The following is a 15,998-nucleotide window of genomic DNA, read 5'->3' as shown; positions in this document are numbered from 1 at the left end:
CCCCGCGATCCGCATCCTGTCCTGAGAGTTTCGGCGCAGCGCAGGCTAATGCGCAGGCCGCGCGGCCAGCCCCAAACGCTCGGCGACCGCGAGCAGGCGACGATCCCGCGTCCATAGCGCACTGCCGGGCGTCAATCGGGTGGCGGCCAGCAGATGCGCATCCACGTAGCCAATCCCTATCCCGTAAAGCTTCTGGTCATCGATCATCCGGTCGACTTCGTCGTCCGTCGCCACGACGGCGCCTGGCAAATCACGCAAAGCGCCCAGCACCTCGTCCCGCTGCCGCAGGCTACCCAGCGCGATCTCGCCGATCACAAACGGATGCACCAGGACCCGGCTGGCGTCGAGCAAAGCCGCTAGTGCCGCGTCGCCGGTTCGCAGATGGTCGATCCATACCGAAGTGTCGACCAGGATCATGCCGGCTCCGGGCGGCGGCGCGGCGCGGATTCCAGGTCAGGCTCGGTACCGCCGAGACGGCTTAGGCGCCGCGCGCTTTCGCGCTCGATCAGTGCCCGTAGCGCTTCGCGCACGAGCGAGGATTTTTCTGACAGGCCCGTCAGGGCCTGGGCCTTGCGCAGCAAATCATCGTCCAGGGCAAGCGTGGTACGCATGGAAACCTCCGCTAAGCATCCTGCATCGATTTTAGCATCAATCAATGCCTGAATTCGTGCCCACCAGCGTCAGCTTCTTACGAAGGCTCGCCGGCAACATCACATGGCACTAGCCCGGCAGTTCATCTACGGGATAACCCCGATTCATCCGTACCTGTATATACAAGAATATACATGCCTATGCGTCGCAAAAAAAGCGACACCCAAAGGCAAAGCACAGAGACACCGAAGGAGCCGTCCCAATGACCACCACCCGCTTCCGCGACACCGAAATCCGCGCCCCGCACGGCACCAAGCTCACCGCCAAGAGCTGGCTGACCGAAGCGCCCCTGCGCATGCTGATGAACAACCTCGACCCCGAGGTCGCGGAGAATCCAAAGGAACTGGTGGTCTACGGCGGCATCGGCCGCGCCGCCCGCAACTGGGAATGCTATGACCGCATCGTCGAAGCCCTGACCCGCCTGGAAGACGACCAGACCCTGCTGGTCCAGTCCGGCAAGCCGGTCGGCGTGTTCCAGACCCACCGCGACGCCCCCCGTGTGCTGATCGCCAACTCCAACCTGGTCCCCCACTGGGCCAACTGGGAACACTTCAACGAACTCGACGCCAAAGGCCTGGCCATGTACGGCCAGATGACCGCCGGCAGCTGGATCTACATCGGCAGCCAGGGCATCGTGCAGGGCACGTATGAAACCTTTGTCGAAGCCGGCCGCCAGCACTACAACGGCGACCTGAAGGGCCGCTGGGTGCTGACCGCGGGCCTGGGCGGCATGGGCGGCGCGCAGCCGCTGGCCGCGACGCTGGCCGGCGCCTGCTCGCTCAATATCGAATGCCAGCAGAGCCGCATCGATTTCCGCCTGAAGACCCGCTACGTCGACGAGCAGGCCACCGACCTGGACGACGCGCTGGCCCGCATCGACCGCTACACCTCGCAGGGCAAGGCGATCTCGATCGCGCTGTGCGCCAATGCCGCCGAAGTGCTGCCCGAACTGGTGCGCCGCGGCGTGCGCCCCGATATGGTCACCGACCAGACCAGCGCGCACGACCCGCTCAACGGCTACCTGCCCGCCGGCTGGACCTGGGACGAATACCGCGAGCGCGCGCAGCGCGAGCCGGCCGTGGTGGTGAAGGCCGCCAAGGCCTCGATGGCCGCGCATGTGCAGGCCATGCTGGATTTCCAGAAGCTGGGCGTGCCGACCTTCGACTACGGCAACAACATCCGCCAGATGGCCAAGGAAGAAGGCGTGGCGAACGCCTTCGACTTCCCCGGCTTCGTGCCCGCGTACATCCGCCCGCTGTTCTGCCGCGGCATCGGCCCGTTCCGCTGGGCCGCGCTGTCGGGCGATCCGCAGGACATCTACAAGACCGACGCCAAGGTCAAGGAACTGATCCCCGATGACGAGCACCTGCACCGCTGGCTCGACATGGCGCGCGAGCGCATCAGCTTCCAGGGCCTGCCGGCGCGGATCTGCTGGGTCGGCCTGGGCCTGCGCGCCAAGCTGGGCCTGGCGTTCAACGAGATGGTCCGCAGCGGCGAGCTGTCGGCGCCGGTCGTGATCGGCCGCGACCACCTGGACTCGGGCTCGGTCGCCAGCCCGAATCGCGAGACCGAGGCCATGCAGGACGGCTCGGACGCCGTGTCCGACTGGCCGCTGCTGAACGCGCTGCTGAACACCGCCAGCGGCGCCACCTGGGTGTCGCTGCACCACGGCGGCGGCGTGGGCATGGGCTTCTCGCAGCATTCCGGCGTGGTGATCGTGTGCGACGGCACCGATGAAGCGGCCGCGCGCATCGCCCGCGTGCTGCACAACGACCCCGCCACCGGCGTGATGCGCCATGCCGACGCCGGCTACCAGATCGCTGTCGACTGCGCCCGCGAGCAGGGGCTGGACCTGCCGATGCTGCGTAACGAATCGCGCGGCTGATCCCGGCCGACAGGCCACTACAGGCCACTACAGGCCACCAAGAGCCGTCTTACCGGCCGGGGCGCCACGCGCGCACCCGGCCGTCGCCATACCCTTCACGGAGACACCCATGTCCATCGACACCACCGCCGGCGTGGCGGTCGCGGCGCCGCAGCCGCCGCTGTCGCGCACGCGTGCCATTGCCGCCATCACCATCGGCAACGGCCTCGAGTTCTACGATTTCGTGGTCTACAGCTTCTTTGCCACGCTGATAGGCCGGCTCTACTTCCCTGTCGACAATCCCACCGGCCAGTTGCTGATGTCGTTCGCCACCTTTGGCGTCGGCTTCCTGATGCGACCGCTCGGCGGCCTGCTGATCGGCATGTACGCCGACCGCGCCGGCCGCAAGCCGGCTGTCGCGCTGACGCTGTGGCTGATGGGCCTGAGCTCGCTGATCTTCGTGGTCACGCCGCCGTACGCGCAGATCGGCATCCTCGCGCCGATCATGGTGGTGATCGCGCGGCTGGTGCAGGGCTTCGCCATCGGCGGCGAGATGGGCGCCTCCACCGCGCTGCTGCTCGAATACGCCGACGACCGCACGCGCGGCTTCTATACCGCCTGGCAGCCGTTCAGCCAGGGCCTGGCAGCGCTGCTGGGCGCGATCACCGGCCTGGTGCTGAGCAACGTGCTGGCACCGGCCGACCTTGAAGCGTGGGGCTGGCGCCTGGCCTTCCTGATCGGCATTCTGGTGATCCCGGTCGGCCTGCTGATCCGCCGCCGGCTGGAAGAAACCGCCGCGCCCGCGCGCCACGGCGAGCACGCCGCGCAATGGCCGCTGCTGCGCCGGCATGGGCGCGAGGTGATTGCCAGCATCCTGCTGATGATCGGCCTGGCCTCGTCCACCTACATCGTCGTCTACTACATCAGCAACTACGCCGTGAGCGTGCTGAAGATGCCGCTGTCGCTGAGCATCTGGGCCGCGTGCATCGCGGCGCTGGTGCAGGTGGCGCTGTCGCCGTTCGCCGGCCGGCTGGCCGACCGCATCGGCCGCAAGGCCGTGGTGCTGTGGTCGCGCGTGGCGCTGCTGGTGATGGTCTACCCCGCGTTCGTGCTGATCAATGCCGAGCCGTCGCTGGCGCGCCTGCTGCTGGTGGTGGGCTGCCTGTCGGTGCCGATGTCGATGACCGCGCCGGCCTCGATGGTGCTGGTCAGCGAGGTGCTGCCGCAGCGCCTGCGCGCCACCGGCCTGTCGATCGCCTATTGCGTGGCGATCGCGATCTTCGGCGGCTTCGCGCAGTATTTCTCGACCCGGCTGATCCAGATCACCGGTGACGCAAATGCCCCGGCGCTGTACGTGATCGGCTGCGGCCTGGTTTCGCTGATCGGCCTGGCGATGGTGCCCGAAACCCTGGGACGCCGCCTCAAATGAGCGGCCTGGCCGAACTCGTGCAGGCCGGCGACACGGTCTGGCGCGGCCGGCGCGATGCCGGCGAGGCGGGCGATACCCGCCGCCTGTTCGAAATCGTCGCCGGCCGTCACACTCCGCGCACGCCTGGCGTGCCGGTGCTGCTGGGCTTCTGCTGCGATGCCGGCGTGCTGCGCAACCAGGGCCGCCCCGGCGCCGCCGGCGGCCCGCGCGAGATCCGCCGCGCGCTGGCGGGCGTGCCGGCCCACGGCATCGGCCGCCTGATCGACGGCGGCGACATCCATTGCGAAGGCGATGCGCTGGAAGACGCGCAGCGGCGGCTGGGCCAGGCCGTCGCCGCCGAGCTGGCGGTGGGCGCCTGGCCGCTGGTGCTTGGCGGCGGCCACGAGGTGGCATGGGGCACGTGGCAGGGCCTGCGCACGCACCTGGACGCGCACGGCGACCGCGGCCGCGTGCTGGTGGTCAACCTGGACGCGCACTTCGACCTGCGCGGCAGCCGGCCCGCCAGCTCGGGCACGCCCTTCGACCAGATCGCCATCGACTGCCAGCGCCGCGGCGTGCGCTTCGACTACGCCTGCCTGGGCGTGAGCCGGCTCGGCAATACAGCCGCGCTGTTCGCGCGCGCCAGCACGCTCGGGGTGCGGTATGTGGAGGATGTGGACCTGCAGGAGCGCCACCTCGACGCACGGCTGGCCGCGCTGGATGAATGGGTCGCGGAGGCCGACCATGTCTACCTGACGATCGACCTCGACGTGCTGCCCGCCGCGGTGATGCCCGCCGTCTCGGCACCGGCGGCCTACGGCGTGCCCTTGCCGGTGGTCGAAGCCATCGCCACGCGGCTGCGTGACAGCGGCAAGCTGCGCGTGGCGGATATCGCGGAATTCAATCCGCTGTATGACCGGGATGGGTGTGGGGCGCGGGTGGCGGCAAGGTTGTGCTATCGGTTATTGGGCGGCTGAAACGCGCCCAACAAAACATCGAGCTGGCCTGAGCAAGGTGTTCTCCCTCTCCCCTCATGGCCTCATGGGGAGAGGGGTGGGCTAGCTAGGCACCACATCAAGCAAGGCCCCCGGTTTTAACCCACAGGCCTCAGCCTTTGACCCTCCTGCCCTCTCCCCCAACCTCTCTCCCGCAAGCGGGAGAGGGCAGCAAACCGGCGGCAATTCAAACCCCTTCCGCCCCTCCAAACCCTCGGGTTTACACCTACACCACCGTTCGGATTCCCGAACACCACTGCGCGCCGCCCATCCGGATCTCCGAATCGTGCGCCGGAGTCACTTCAATTTCTCCTTTGAATTCAACGGGTTGCACAACCCGAAAGACCCCTCTCACCTGGCACGCCGCGTGCAATATAGGCCGCCGCTAACAGCGCCCAGACAGGTCGGCCGGCACGTTTCCCAGCGCGCCGGCCCCGCCAAAAAACAAAGGAGGAAACACATGACTGACCCCGCCTTGCCCACCCCCCCTCTCGCCGCCCCGGCGACCCGCTGGCACCTGTTGCCGCGCTGAAAAAAACCGCATGGCCGGTGCGGCGCCCTCAAAAGCCCTCCAGCCATCCCGCAATACCGACGTCCGACCCTGTCCGCGGGGAACGGACGCACAGGCCTGATCCACGATGAAACTGAATCGACTGCCCACCCTGATCTTCATTGCGATGCTGCTAGGCGTGCTGGCCGGCACCGCCGCGCACAACATGGCGCCGGACGCCGACACCGCCAAATCGATTGCGAACCACCTGTCCATCCTGACCGACATCTTCCTGCGGATGATCAAGATGATCATCGCGCCGCTGGTGTTCGCCACGCTGGTGACCGGCATCGCCAGCATGGGCGACGGCCGCGCCGTTGGCCGCATCGGCACGAAGGCGATGATGTGGTTCATCGGCGCCTCGGTCACCTCGCTGCTGCTGGGGCTGGTGATGGCCAACGTGCTGCACCCCGGCCACGGCATGAACCTGCCGCTGCCGGCCGCGGACGCCACCTCGAACCTGAAGACCGGCGCCCTGAACCTGCGCGACTTCATCGCCCACATGTTCCCCAAGAGCTTCGCCGAGGCGATGGCGCACAACGAGATCCTGCAGATCGTGGTGTTCTCGCTGTTCTTCGGCTTTGCGCTGGGTACCGTCAAGGACGGCGTGGGCAAGCCGGTGCTGCAAGGCATCGAGGGCTTGGCCGACGTGATGCTGAAGGTCACCAACTACGTGATGGCGTTCGCGCCGGTGGGCGTGTTCGGCGCAATCGCGGCGGTGATCACCGCGCAGGGCCTGGGCGTGCTGGTCGTGTACGCGAAGCTGATTGGCAGCCTGTACCTGGCGCTGGCGCTGCTGTGGGTGGCGCTGATCGCCGGCGGCTACTACTTCCTGGGCCGTGACGTGTTCCGCCTGCTCAAGCAGATGCGCGCGCCGCTGATGATCGGCTTCGCCACCGCCAGCAGCGAGTCGGCCTACCCGAAGGTGATCGACCAGCTGACCCGTTTCGGCGTCAAGGAGCGCATCACCAACTTCGTGCTGCCGCTGGGCTATTCGTTCAACCTGGACGGCTCGATCATGTACACCTCGTTCGCCGCGCTGTTCGTGGCCCAGGTGTATGGCATCGAGCTGTCGCTCTCCCAGCAGATCACCATGCTGCTGGTCCTGCTTGTCACCAGCAAGGGCATCGCCGGCGTGCCGCGCGCCTCGCTGGTGGTGGTCGCCGCCGTGCTGCCGATGTTCGGCCTGCCGGAGGCCGGCATCCTGCTGGTGCTCGGCATCGACCACGTACTCGACATGGGTCGCACCGTGACCAATGTGCTCGGCAATGCCATTGCCACCGCCGTCGTCGCCAAAAGCGAAGGCGCCATCGGCGCGCCGGTACTGTCCGACGAGGATGAACCCGTCGTCGCGGATACCACCACCAGCCTGGCATCGGTCCAGGCCGTGGCGGGCAAGTAATACAGCCTGCCAGGCGTGCCAAGGCCCGGTTGCCGACAAGGCAACCGGGCCTTTTTGCATCCATGACGCGGGCACGGTAGCGCCGGTGTGGTAAAAGTAGGCACCCGCGCCGCCCTGGTCTCCGAAAAGACTGCCATGGATCACTGTCCCGCCGGCGCGGCCGCTTCGCCCTTGCCTGACCAGACTTCCTGATGACCGGCCCGCTCCACCCTCCCGGCGACACTCCGCACGCGCCCGCCGCCACACCCGCCACGCCCTCGCGCCTGCCCCACGTCCTGCGCGGCGCCGCGCCGCTGCTGGCGTTGCTGGCGCTGGCCGTGCTGATCGGGCTGGCCGGCGCGCTCGGCTACCGCTACAGCTACGACAACGCGCTGGCGCGCCAGGCCGAGCGCGGCCAGGTGCAGCTGCGCCTGTACACGCAGGCGCTGGAAAGCGAGCTGGCGCACTACGACTACGTGCCCGGCCTGCTGTCGCTGGACGAACGCATCTCCGGACTGCTGCTGCGCCCGGACGACGCCGCGCGCGTGGCCCGCGCCAACGAATACCTGACTTCTCTCAATGCCCGTGCCGGCACGCGCGTGGTCTATGTGCTGGACGCCCACGGCAGGGTACTGGCCACCAGCAACTGGCAGCGCCCCGACAGCTACCTGGGAGAGGACCTCAGCTTCCGCCCCTACTTCCAGGCCGCCATGGAGGGCCAGCTCGGCCGCTTCTACGGGGTCGGCACCACGCGCAGCGAGTCGGGCTACTACCTGTCCGCGCCGCTGGGCGAGCGCGACAACCCGGCCGGCGTGGCGGTGGTCAAGATCGGGCTGGAGCCGCTGGAGAACCGCTGGCAGGGCGCCGACAGCCAGATGCTGCTGAGCGACGAGAACGGCGTGGTGATCCTGGCCTCGGACCCGTCATGGAAGCTGGCCGCGCTGCGCCCGCTGTCGGACGAGGCGCGCCAGCGGCTGTCGCGCAGCCTGCAGTACAACCGCGCGCCGCTGCCGCAGCTGCCGCTGGAATCGGTGCGCAAGCTTGCCAACCAAAACGGCGGCAGCAGCGACGAACTGGTGCGCCTGCGCCGCGGGCCGCCGATGCTGGCGCAGCATGCCGCGCTGCCCGGCACCGACTGGCAGCTGACGCTGCTGACCAATACCTCGCAGGCGCGCGTGGCGGCGCTCAACAGCGCCGCGCTGGCGGGCGTACTGACTGCCTTCGTGCTGCTGCTGGGCGCGGCCTGGAACGTGCGCCGGCGCATCGTCAACGAGCGCCTGGCCGCGCGCGCCGCGCTGGAAGCGGCCAACAGCGAGCTGGAGCGCAAGGTGGCCGAGCGCACCGCCGACCTGTCCGCCGCCAACCACCGGCTGCAGGCCGAGGTGACCGAGCGCATCCGCGCCGAGACCGTGCTGCGCCAGGCGCAGGACGGCCTGCTGCAGGCCGGCAAGCTGGCCGCGGTGGGCCAGATGTCGACCGGCATCGCGCACGAGCTGAACCAACCCCTGGCGGCGCTGCGCACGCTGTCCGGCAACACCGGCAAGTTCCTCGAGCGCGGCGACTATGCCACCGTGCGCACCAACCTCGACACCATCATCGGGCTGGTCGAGCGCATGGGCCGCATCACCGGCGCGCTCAAGTCGTTCGCGCGCAAGTCGGGCAACGGCCGCAACCAGGCCCGGCTGGGCGAGGCGGTGGACAATGCGCTGTTCCTGCTGCAGACGCGCGTGGACGCCGTGCAGCCCGAGCTGCAGCGCGACATCGATCCCGAACTGGCCGTGGTCTGCGACCCCAACCGGCTCGAACAGGTGCTGGTCAACCTGCTCGGCAACGCGCTCGACGCGGTCATCGGCCGGCCCGCGCCGCGCATCGCGCTGCATGCGCACGTGGGCGGCGGCATGGTCCACCTGACCGTGCGCGACAACGGCGCGGGGCTGTCCGAGGAAGCCTTCGCGCGGCTGTTCGAGCCGTTCTTCACTACCAAGCCCGCCGGGCAGGGGCTGGGGCTGGGCCTGACGCTGTCGGCCGGCATTCTCAACGAAAACGGCGGCAGCCTGTCCGCCGCCAACCACCCCGACGGCGGTGCCTGCTTCACGCTGGTGCTGCCGCTGGCGCCGCACGAGGCCAGGCCACAGGATTCCACGCATGCCGGCTGAACTGACCGTACTGATCGTCGAGGACGATGCCGACGTGCGCCTGGGCTGCGAGCAGGCGCTGCGCCTCGAAGGGCTGGCCACGCGCGGCGTGGGCAGCGCCGAGGCGGCGCTGCGCGAGGTCGGCCCCGGCTATGCCGGCGTGGTGGTCAGCGACATCCGCCTGCCCGGCATGGACGGCATGGCACTGCTGGCGCAGCTGCGCGAACGCGACCCCGCGCTGCCGGTGATCATGATCACCGGCCACGGCGACGTGGGCCTGGCGGTGCAGGCGATGAAGCAAGGCGCCTACGACTTCCTGGAAAAGCCGTTCTCGCCCGAGCAGCTGGTCGACGCCACCCGCCGCGCGCTGGAGCAGCGCCGGCTCGCGCTGGAAGTGTCAGAACTGCGCGAACGCCTGGCCGGACGCGAAAAACTCGAAACCCGCCTGATCGGCCATTCGCAGGCGGTCGAGCGCTTGCGCCGACTGATCGCCGACCTCGCCGGCACCGACGCCAACGTGCTGATCCACGGCGAGACCGGCACCGGCAAGGAGCTGGTGGCGCGCTGCCTGCACGAGGCCAGCCAGCGCCATGCGCGCCACTTCGTCGCCATCAATTGCGGCGGCCTGCCCGAACAGCTGTTCGAAAGCGAGATTTTCGGCCATGAAGCGGGCTCGTTCACCGGCGCCGCGCGCCGCCGCATCGGCAAAATCGAGCACGCCGAAGGCGGCACGCTGTTTCTCGACGAGATCGAGAGCATGCCGATGCCGCTGCAGATCAAGCTGCTGCGCGTGCTGCAGGAACGCGTGGTCGAGCGGCTCGGCTCGAACCAGCCGGTGCCGGTCAACGCGCGCGTGGTGGCGGCGACCAAGGCCGACCTGCGCGCGCTGTCCGATGCCGGCCAGTTCCGCGCCGACCTGTACTACCGCCTGAACGTGATCACGCTGGAGCTGCCGCCGCTGCGCGAGCGGCGCGAAGACGTGCCGGCGCTGTTCGAGCATTTCGTCGCGCAGGCGGCGCTGCGCTTCGAGCGCGAGGCCGTGCCCGCCAGCGCGGCCGAGCTGGCGGCGCTGGTGGCCTACCCCTGGCCGGGCAATGTGCGCGAGCTGCGCAACCTGGCCGAGCGCCATGTCCTCGGGCTGGGCTGCAACCCTGGCCAGGGCACCGCCGCCCCGGAAGCGCTGCCGCTGGCGCAGGCGGTCGACCAGTTCGAGCGCGCGCTGATCGCCGATGCCATGCGCCGGCACGACGGCAACCTCAGCCGCGCCAGCGAGGCGCTTGGCGTGGCCAAGACCACGCTGTTCGACAAGGTGAAGAAGTACGCGCTGTAGGCAGGTGCTTCCTGCCAGCACGTGGTGCGGATTGAGATCCGTCTCATCGACCGACATTGGGCATCAAGGGAAACTGAGCGCTTCGCCGAAGACATCGGCGGACGGGTCGGGATACCCGCAAGGACCAGCGAACATCGGCCGCATCACAGGGCCAAATACATCGCACGCGCCCGTCAGTCTATCAACGGCGGGCCGGGCGGGGCCGGCCGCAAGGCCGACCGGAACGATTGTTCGCTTGTTCGCCGGTATCCCTCCCCGCTGTCAGGCCCGCCACCCTTTTTGCTTCCTGGCGGACCACCCAACCCACCCAGGAGTCTGCGATGTCCATTTCCCCTACGAAGGTTGAAGCCAACGATCCCACCCTGCTCGAAACAATCAGCGCCGGCATGCAAGGCGTGCTCGCCTTGCTCGAAACCGCCAGCGAGCGATCCGAGGACTGTTATGCCGCGCATCGCCTGCTGGCGATGCTGAAGACGCGGCTCGATGAAGCCTTGCAAGCGACATGTGAGGCGTGCTGAACCTGAATACGCTTTGCTCCATAGCCCATCGGAGAGGGGCAGGCCTCACGGGCCTCCTCTTTCTATCCCGTGGTCAGAATCCGGAAAACCGCACGCCAAACGAAGCGTAGCCGTAGTACCGATCCAGCCGCCCCGCCGTGGCGGCGTTGTACAGGAAAGGAATGGTGCCGACAAAGTTGTAGCGGAACGCCTGCCCACGCACGAACAGTTCCACGTTCTTCACCACGTTGTAGGACAGCTCAAGGCCCAGCGTATGGTTGGACTTGATCGGCGACACGCCGAAATTCGACAGCCGGTCGTCAATATTGTTGCGGAACAGGTATTGGAACTGATAGCCGAGCTGGGTTGAAAAGCGCTCGTACTTCCACCGCCAGGACGCACCGATCGTGGCAAAAGCAGCTGTGTAGTTCAGGTCCTTGTTGACATCAAGCCCGAACTGCGAGGCATTGGCCGAAAAGCTGGCTTCCTGCAGCACAGACCCGCCGATACGGCAGGGCGCGGCAAGGCTGCCACTGGCGATATTGTCAGAGTTGATATTGATATTGAAATTACAGTTTCCACGGCGTACCTGGGCGTGCACGTCGCCCACCGACACGCGGCTGAAGCCGCCGCCGATAAAGCCGGTCAGCGTACTGCGCTCGGTCGCCTGCCCCGAGAAAATCATGTCGGCCTGCACCTGGATATCATTGGGATCATCGACCCGCAACTGATTAAAGGTGGTGCCGCGTACCTGCGTGGGCGACGTCTTGCTGACAGCGCCCGAGCGATCGCCCCACAACGACAAACGGAAGATCAGGCGATCCCGGGCGCCCGGCTCGGCCAGCGGGTCGTAGTGCAGCGCCAGCTGCCAGCTATCGATGCTGTTGGTGTCCTGCCCATAGTCAATATTGCGGCGCCAGTAGGTGGCTGCGCCAGACCACGTATGCGAGAACTTGTAGCCGAGCATGAACCGGCCGCCGCGATAGTCGCCGGCGTTGTCCGGCGCCGGCCCCTGGCGGGTGCGCAGATTGAAGATATCCAGCGTATCGTTCACCGCATCGTAACTGGCCTCCGCGCGGAAGCCGGTGAACTCGCCAGTGGTCGGCTCGGCACGCAAAAACACATCTTCGGACGCTGCCTGCGCCAGGTCTGAGGCGGCCAGGCCGAAAGCCACCGCCGCAACGGCAAAACCATGGCGGGAACGAAACTCAAACATCATCAACTCCGGAGACGCCAGGCGCCCTGCAGCACCCGACTAAGCCGCGGACGCGCGGCAGCAGGTCCGTGATCGTCCGTAAACAAGAAAACCGGGCGACCACGACACGCGCCGCAAGGCGGTAGTGCGCGGACGCCCGGCTACGTCCCCCAGAACGGAGGGGGACGTCCGACAGAAGCGAAGACTGAAGCGAAACGACAGCTTAGTTGAGCGTGATGGTCGACTGCAGACCACGGCCGCTGACTTTGCTGGCTTCAGTGTCCACGGTAACCTGCGCCGTTTCCTTGGCCAGGTTACCCGTGCCGGTACCCAGCTTGACCTTCGCGCCGTCGACACCAGACACCGCAACAGCCACTTGCACAGTGCCAGGTGCCTTGGGTGTCAGCGCGTCAATCTGCGCGGCGGTCAGGGCGCCGCTGTTCTTCACCTTGTTCAGGACAGTCGTGAACGGCACCGTGAACTGGCCATTGCCACCGGAGAACAGGAAGTCAGGGTCGATGTTGGTCAGCGTTGCGGACGCCGGCAGGTTGCCGATCACACGGAACGAGTAGTTGGTATTGGCCGGGAACGTCGCGGAAACCAGATTGGCTCCGCTGAAGACCAGCGACACCTTCTCAAAGACCACTTCGATCGTGTTGCCATTGTAGGCATAGCGCAGGCCAACACGAATGTCGGACGAGCCCGTACCGAACGGATTGCCGACTTGCGAGAGCACCGCCTTTACGTCGGTCAGGTTGCCACTGACGGACATATTCTCGGACAGCTCCACAGGCGTGCCATTGATCGAGACGTTGCTGACCTGCAGGTAGTCCTTCAGCGTGACCGCATCGACCACCTTGTCCAGCTGGCTGCTGTCGAGGCCGCTCACGGCGCCAGCGGCGGTTTGCACGTCAGACGCCGAACCGGTGGCCACGGCGTCACCCAGCGTGGACAGGCTGGACGTGTTGCTGCTGTTGGTCAGCACAGCCGGCGGAGTGCTGGTAGCCAGCGAGGTAACCAGAGTGGACTCGCTGCTATCCTTCAGGGCGACGAGTGCGCCGCTATCATTCAGCGCCTCTACGGTGCTGGCTGCATCCTTGCCCTTCTTGATCTGGCCCAGCGCCGTCTGCACGTCGCTGACCTGCTGGCTCACCACCGGTCCAGCCAGCGCGGCCACGTTGGTGGCAACGACATCGATATCGGCCTGCAAGCTTGCCGGCAGGCTGGACCGGACATTCTGCACCGAAGCCTTGATGGCCGCAGTCACGGTGGCGGCGCTGCCCAGGCTCACCGTGCCACTGGCACCGGCGACCGCGTTTGCCACTGCCTTGGCAGCAGCGTCGGCCGCCGCTTCCTTGCTCAGGCTGCCACCGGCACCGGCGGCCACGCCTTGCAGCGTCTTGCTGATCTGCTCAACCAGTTGCTGCACCACCACCGCCGCCTTCAGGACGTCCATGTCCTGCAGCGGATCCGCCGTGAGCAGATCCTTGCCGTTCAGGCCCAGCTTTGCGGCCACAGCGGCAGCCTGAGCTGCGCCCAGTTGTGCCACCAGCGTGGACAGCGGAGTAATCATGGGGGTGATGCCGCTGCGATATTCCAGCGCGGGGGCCTGCATCACGCCATTAAACGGCAGACCAGTACCGATATCGGTACCGCCGGTCACCGAGAGGGCGCTCCTGGTGCAGTTTGCGGGGAACGTGAAATCGCCGGTCGCGTTGGTCGTCGCGGTCTGGGCCTTGCCAGCCGAGTCCTTGCAGTCCAGGAAGCTTACTGTCGCACCGGACAGATAGAAATCGACAGCCTTGCCGCTGACGGTGGCACTGGGAGGCGGAGAGGAATCACCGCCGCCGCCGCCGCAGGCGGCCAGCAGGACGGCCGCGGAGGCGACAGCCGCCAGCAGGAAAGGTTTCGAAAGGCTCGCTTGCATGTTTATCTCCAAATCCGGTCGACGATCAAAGTTTACAGCACAAACCTAGTAGAAATACCAAATCTATCACATTGTCAAATTATGCAATATCTTCCGGGCACGATGCAGTATCGTCAACCTCCACGACAATTCGATGGCAAGGGCGAGCATGCCGCTTCAAGTGCGGCTGGGCTGTTTCAGCCATTGCGGCCGTTTGCTGGCAACGGTTTCCTCGTGCCAGACCACGGCTCATCAGCCCTCCGCCGGAAAGGCAGCAAAGTCAGCCGGCACCAGCCACTGCGCGACATGCTGCCCCATCGCATCGAGCAGCACATCCGAATTCAGGCCATGTGCCCCGCCAAACGCGGGGGCAATCATCATTGCCGTGCCCTCGTGCCAAAAACACTGCAGCGTCCTGGTCAGATCCGCCGGCTGCAGGATGACCTCATTGCGGCACACCCCTTCAAAGCCGAATGCACGCACATAGTCATCAGCCTGCCGGGCGCCAAGGCAAACGAGCACCTTGGGCCGCATGTTCCGCCGCAGTTCCGCCAGAAAGCGGAAACGTCCGCCCAAGCGACACAGATTCAGAAACTGCTTGCGAGTACTGAGCTCCGGCTGGCTACGGAAGACAGTGGACCAGGCCTGTTCGCCGTCAGGCCGGCTGGCCATCGGGAACAGGCTGAGCTTTAACTCCCACCCTTCCGCAGCGTACAAGCGGGAAGCCAGATAGCGCATGCCATCAATGCGCTCGCTATCCTGCCCCAGCGTGGCCGCCCGCGCAGCAGCCATGATGCGCGCAATCTTGTAGTGCTTTTGCCAACGAATCAGTTCACGTTTGTGCCGCTGCCGGAATGCGCGATCCCAGGCGCCCGGCGCCCTCACCGGCTGTAGAGGCGCACTCAGCGCGCCATTTGCGTAGGGCGCGACATCGCAAATCCAGACGGCGGCAGACAAGTTGCCCCCCTCCATACCCGCAAAGGAAGCAAAGTAGTTGTCCAGCTCCTCGCGGGTATAAGCCGCCTTTTCTTCTTGCATCCTGCCCACTTTGCCCGGCGCACAAGTGCCGCAGCTAAAAAAGCCCCATGAATACCCCGCGACCTCTTGTATTGCAGCCGTCCAGCTTGCCCGGGCAAGCTGGTCTCGCCGTTCTTCTTCTTATTTCACAACGCGTGTCGGCTCACGCCTTTGCACGCAGGTAAGCACCAAACTCTTCCTTGACTTCCGCATGCCTGAGCGCGAACTCGACCATGGCCTTCAGATAGCCGAGCTTGCTGCCGCAGTCATAGCGCACGCCTTGGTAGCGGTAAGCCAGAACCTGCTCGTGAGTCAGCAACGACTGGATGGCATCGGTCAGTTGATACTCACCGCCCGCACCCGGCTTGAGTCGACGGATATGCTCGAAGATGCGCGGGGTGAGTATGTAGCGGCCCACCACCCCGAGATTGGAGGGCGCCTGCTCAGGCGCCGGCTTTTCCACGATGCGCGACATCTTGATGATGTTCGGGTCCCATTCACGGCCGTCGACCACGCCATAAGAGCGGCTTTGCTCCGGCGCAATCTCTTCCACCCCGAGCACGGAGCAGTTGTAGTGGTTATAGACGTCCACCATCTGCTTCATCACCGGCGGCTGGCCATCCAACAGGTCATCGGCAAGCAGCACCGCAAACGGTGCGTTGCCCACCAGCTTCTCGGCGCACAGCACGGCGTGACCCAGCCCCAGCGCCTCTGGCTGGCGCACATAGAAGCATTCCACGTGCGAAGGCTTGATCGAGCGAACCATGCTGAGCAAGGCCTGCTTGTTCTTGGCCTCCAGCTCTGCCTCCAGCTCATAGGCCTTGTCGAAATGGTCTTCAATGGCGCGCTTGGAGCGGCCAGTGACGAAGATCATCTCGGTAATGCCAGCGGCCATGGCCTCTTCCACTGCGTACTGGATCAGCGGCTTGTCCACGACCGGGAGCATTTCCTTGGGGCTGGCCTTGGTAGCCGGCAGAAAGCGGGTGCCGAGTCCTGCTACGGGGAAAACGGCTTTGGTGACGCGAGAGTCCACGATTCTTGATCCTTGTTGGTTCGGGCTAGTCGCAGC

Annotated in this window: 13 protein-coding genes; 7 read left to right on the top strand and 6 right to left on the bottom strand. The window is 66.4% G+C overall.

Translation table 11 applies throughout. The features are described 5' to 3' along the window. Positions 1–45: 45 nt before the first annotated feature. Together E1J61_RS10130 and E1J61_RS10125 are read right to left on the bottom strand one after the other, a co-directional pair. Complete coding sequence (locus E1J61_RS10130) at positions 46–417, bottom strand: type II toxin-antitoxin system VapC family toxin (RefSeq protein WP_133093924.1); 372 nt, start codon at positions 415–417, stop codon at positions 46–48. Next, a complete protein-coding gene (locus E1J61_RS10125) occupies positions 414–611 on the bottom strand; it encodes a type II toxin-antitoxin system VapB family antitoxin (protein WP_133093923.1) in 198 nt (65 codons plus the stop codon). The genes E1J61_RS10130 and E1J61_RS10125 overlap by 4 nt, the downstream gene beginning before the upstream one ends. A 242-nt stretch (positions 612–853) precedes the next feature. Between E1J61_RS10125 and hutU the strand changes: the two genes are divergently transcribed. The 7 genes from hutU (at position 854) to E1J61_RS10090 (ending at position 10,832) form a co-directional block, all read left to right on the top strand. Beyond that, complete coding sequence (hutU, locus tag E1J61_RS10120; RefSeq protein ID WP_133093922.1) at positions 854–2,536, top strand: urocanate hydratase; 1,683 nt, start codon at positions 854–856, stop codon at positions 2,534–2,536. A 109-nt stretch (positions 2,537–2,645) separates the two neighbouring features. After that, a complete protein-coding gene (locus E1J61_RS10115) occupies positions 2,646–3,944 on the top strand; it encodes an MFS transporter (protein WP_133093921.1) in 1,299 nt (432 codons plus the stop codon). Beyond that, positions 3,941–4,900, top strand: a complete 960-nt coding sequence (gene hutG / locus E1J61_RS10110) for a formimidoylglutamase (protein WP_133093920.1) — start codon at positions 3,941–3,943, stop codon at positions 4,898–4,900. Before E1J61_RS10115 ends, hutG begins: the two co-directional genes overlap by 4 nt. A 656-nt stretch (positions 4,901–5,556) precedes the next feature. Then, a complete protein-coding gene (locus E1J61_RS10105) occupies positions 5,557–6,870 on the top strand; it encodes a dicarboxylate/amino acid:cation symporter (RefSeq protein ID WP_133093919.1) in 1,314 nt (437 codons plus the stop codon). 191 nt (positions 6,871–7,061) lie between these two features. Continuing rightward, positions 7,062–9,005 carry an ATP-binding protein gene (locus E1J61_RS10100; RefSeq protein WP_133093918.1) on the top strand — a complete coding sequence of 648 codons (1,944 nt, stop codon included), beginning with the start codon at positions 7,062–7,064 and terminating at the stop codon, positions 9,003–9,005. Further along, positions 8,995–10,314, top strand: a complete 1,320-nt coding sequence (locus tag E1J61_RS10095) for a sigma-54 dependent transcriptional regulator (RefSeq protein WP_133093917.1) — start codon at positions 8,995–8,997, stop codon at positions 10,312–10,314. The genes E1J61_RS10100 and E1J61_RS10095 overlap by 11 nt, the downstream gene beginning before the upstream one ends. Before the next feature lie 320 nt (positions 10,315–10,634). Next, entirely contained in the window at positions 10,635–10,832 is a 198-nt protein-coding gene (locus E1J61_RS10090; protein ID WP_133093916.1) for a DUF1484 family protein, read from the top strand. 73 nt (positions 10,833–10,905) lie between these two features. Here the strand turns inward: E1J61_RS10090 and E1J61_RS10085 are convergent, their stop codons facing one another. The 4 genes from E1J61_RS10085 to galU all read right to left on the bottom strand — a co-directional run bounded on the left by E1J61_RS10085 (position 10,906) and on the right by galU (position 15,962). Then, entirely contained in the window at positions 10,906–12,027 is a 1,122-nt protein-coding gene (locus E1J61_RS10085; protein WP_133094224.1) for a hypothetical protein, read from the bottom strand. Between the two features lie 202 nt (positions 12,028–12,229). Further along, entirely contained in the window at positions 12,230–13,933 is a 1,704-nt protein-coding gene (locus E1J61_RS10080) for a hypothetical protein (protein WP_133093915.1), read from the bottom strand. Positions 13,934–14,164: 231 nt separating this feature from the next. Beyond that, positions 14,165–14,950, bottom strand: a complete 786-nt coding sequence (locus tag E1J61_RS10075; RefSeq protein ID WP_133093914.1) for a transcriptional regulator — start codon at positions 14,948–14,950, stop codon at positions 14,165–14,167. Between the two features lie 142 nt (positions 14,951–15,092). Next, positions 15,093–15,962, bottom strand: a complete 870-nt coding sequence (gene galU, locus E1J61_RS10070) for a UTP--glucose-1-phosphate uridylyltransferase GalU (protein ID WP_133093913.1) — start codon at positions 15,960–15,962, stop codon at positions 15,093–15,095. Positions 15,963–15,998: the final 36 nt, after the last annotated feature.

The organism is Cupriavidus sp. L7L, assembly GCF_004353535.1.
Taxonomy (GTDB): domain Bacteria; phylum Pseudomonadota; class Gammaproteobacteria; order Burkholderiales; family Burkholderiaceae; genus Cupriavidus; species Cupriavidus oxalaticus_A.
This window is presented reverse-complemented; position numbering and strand designations above follow the sequence as displayed.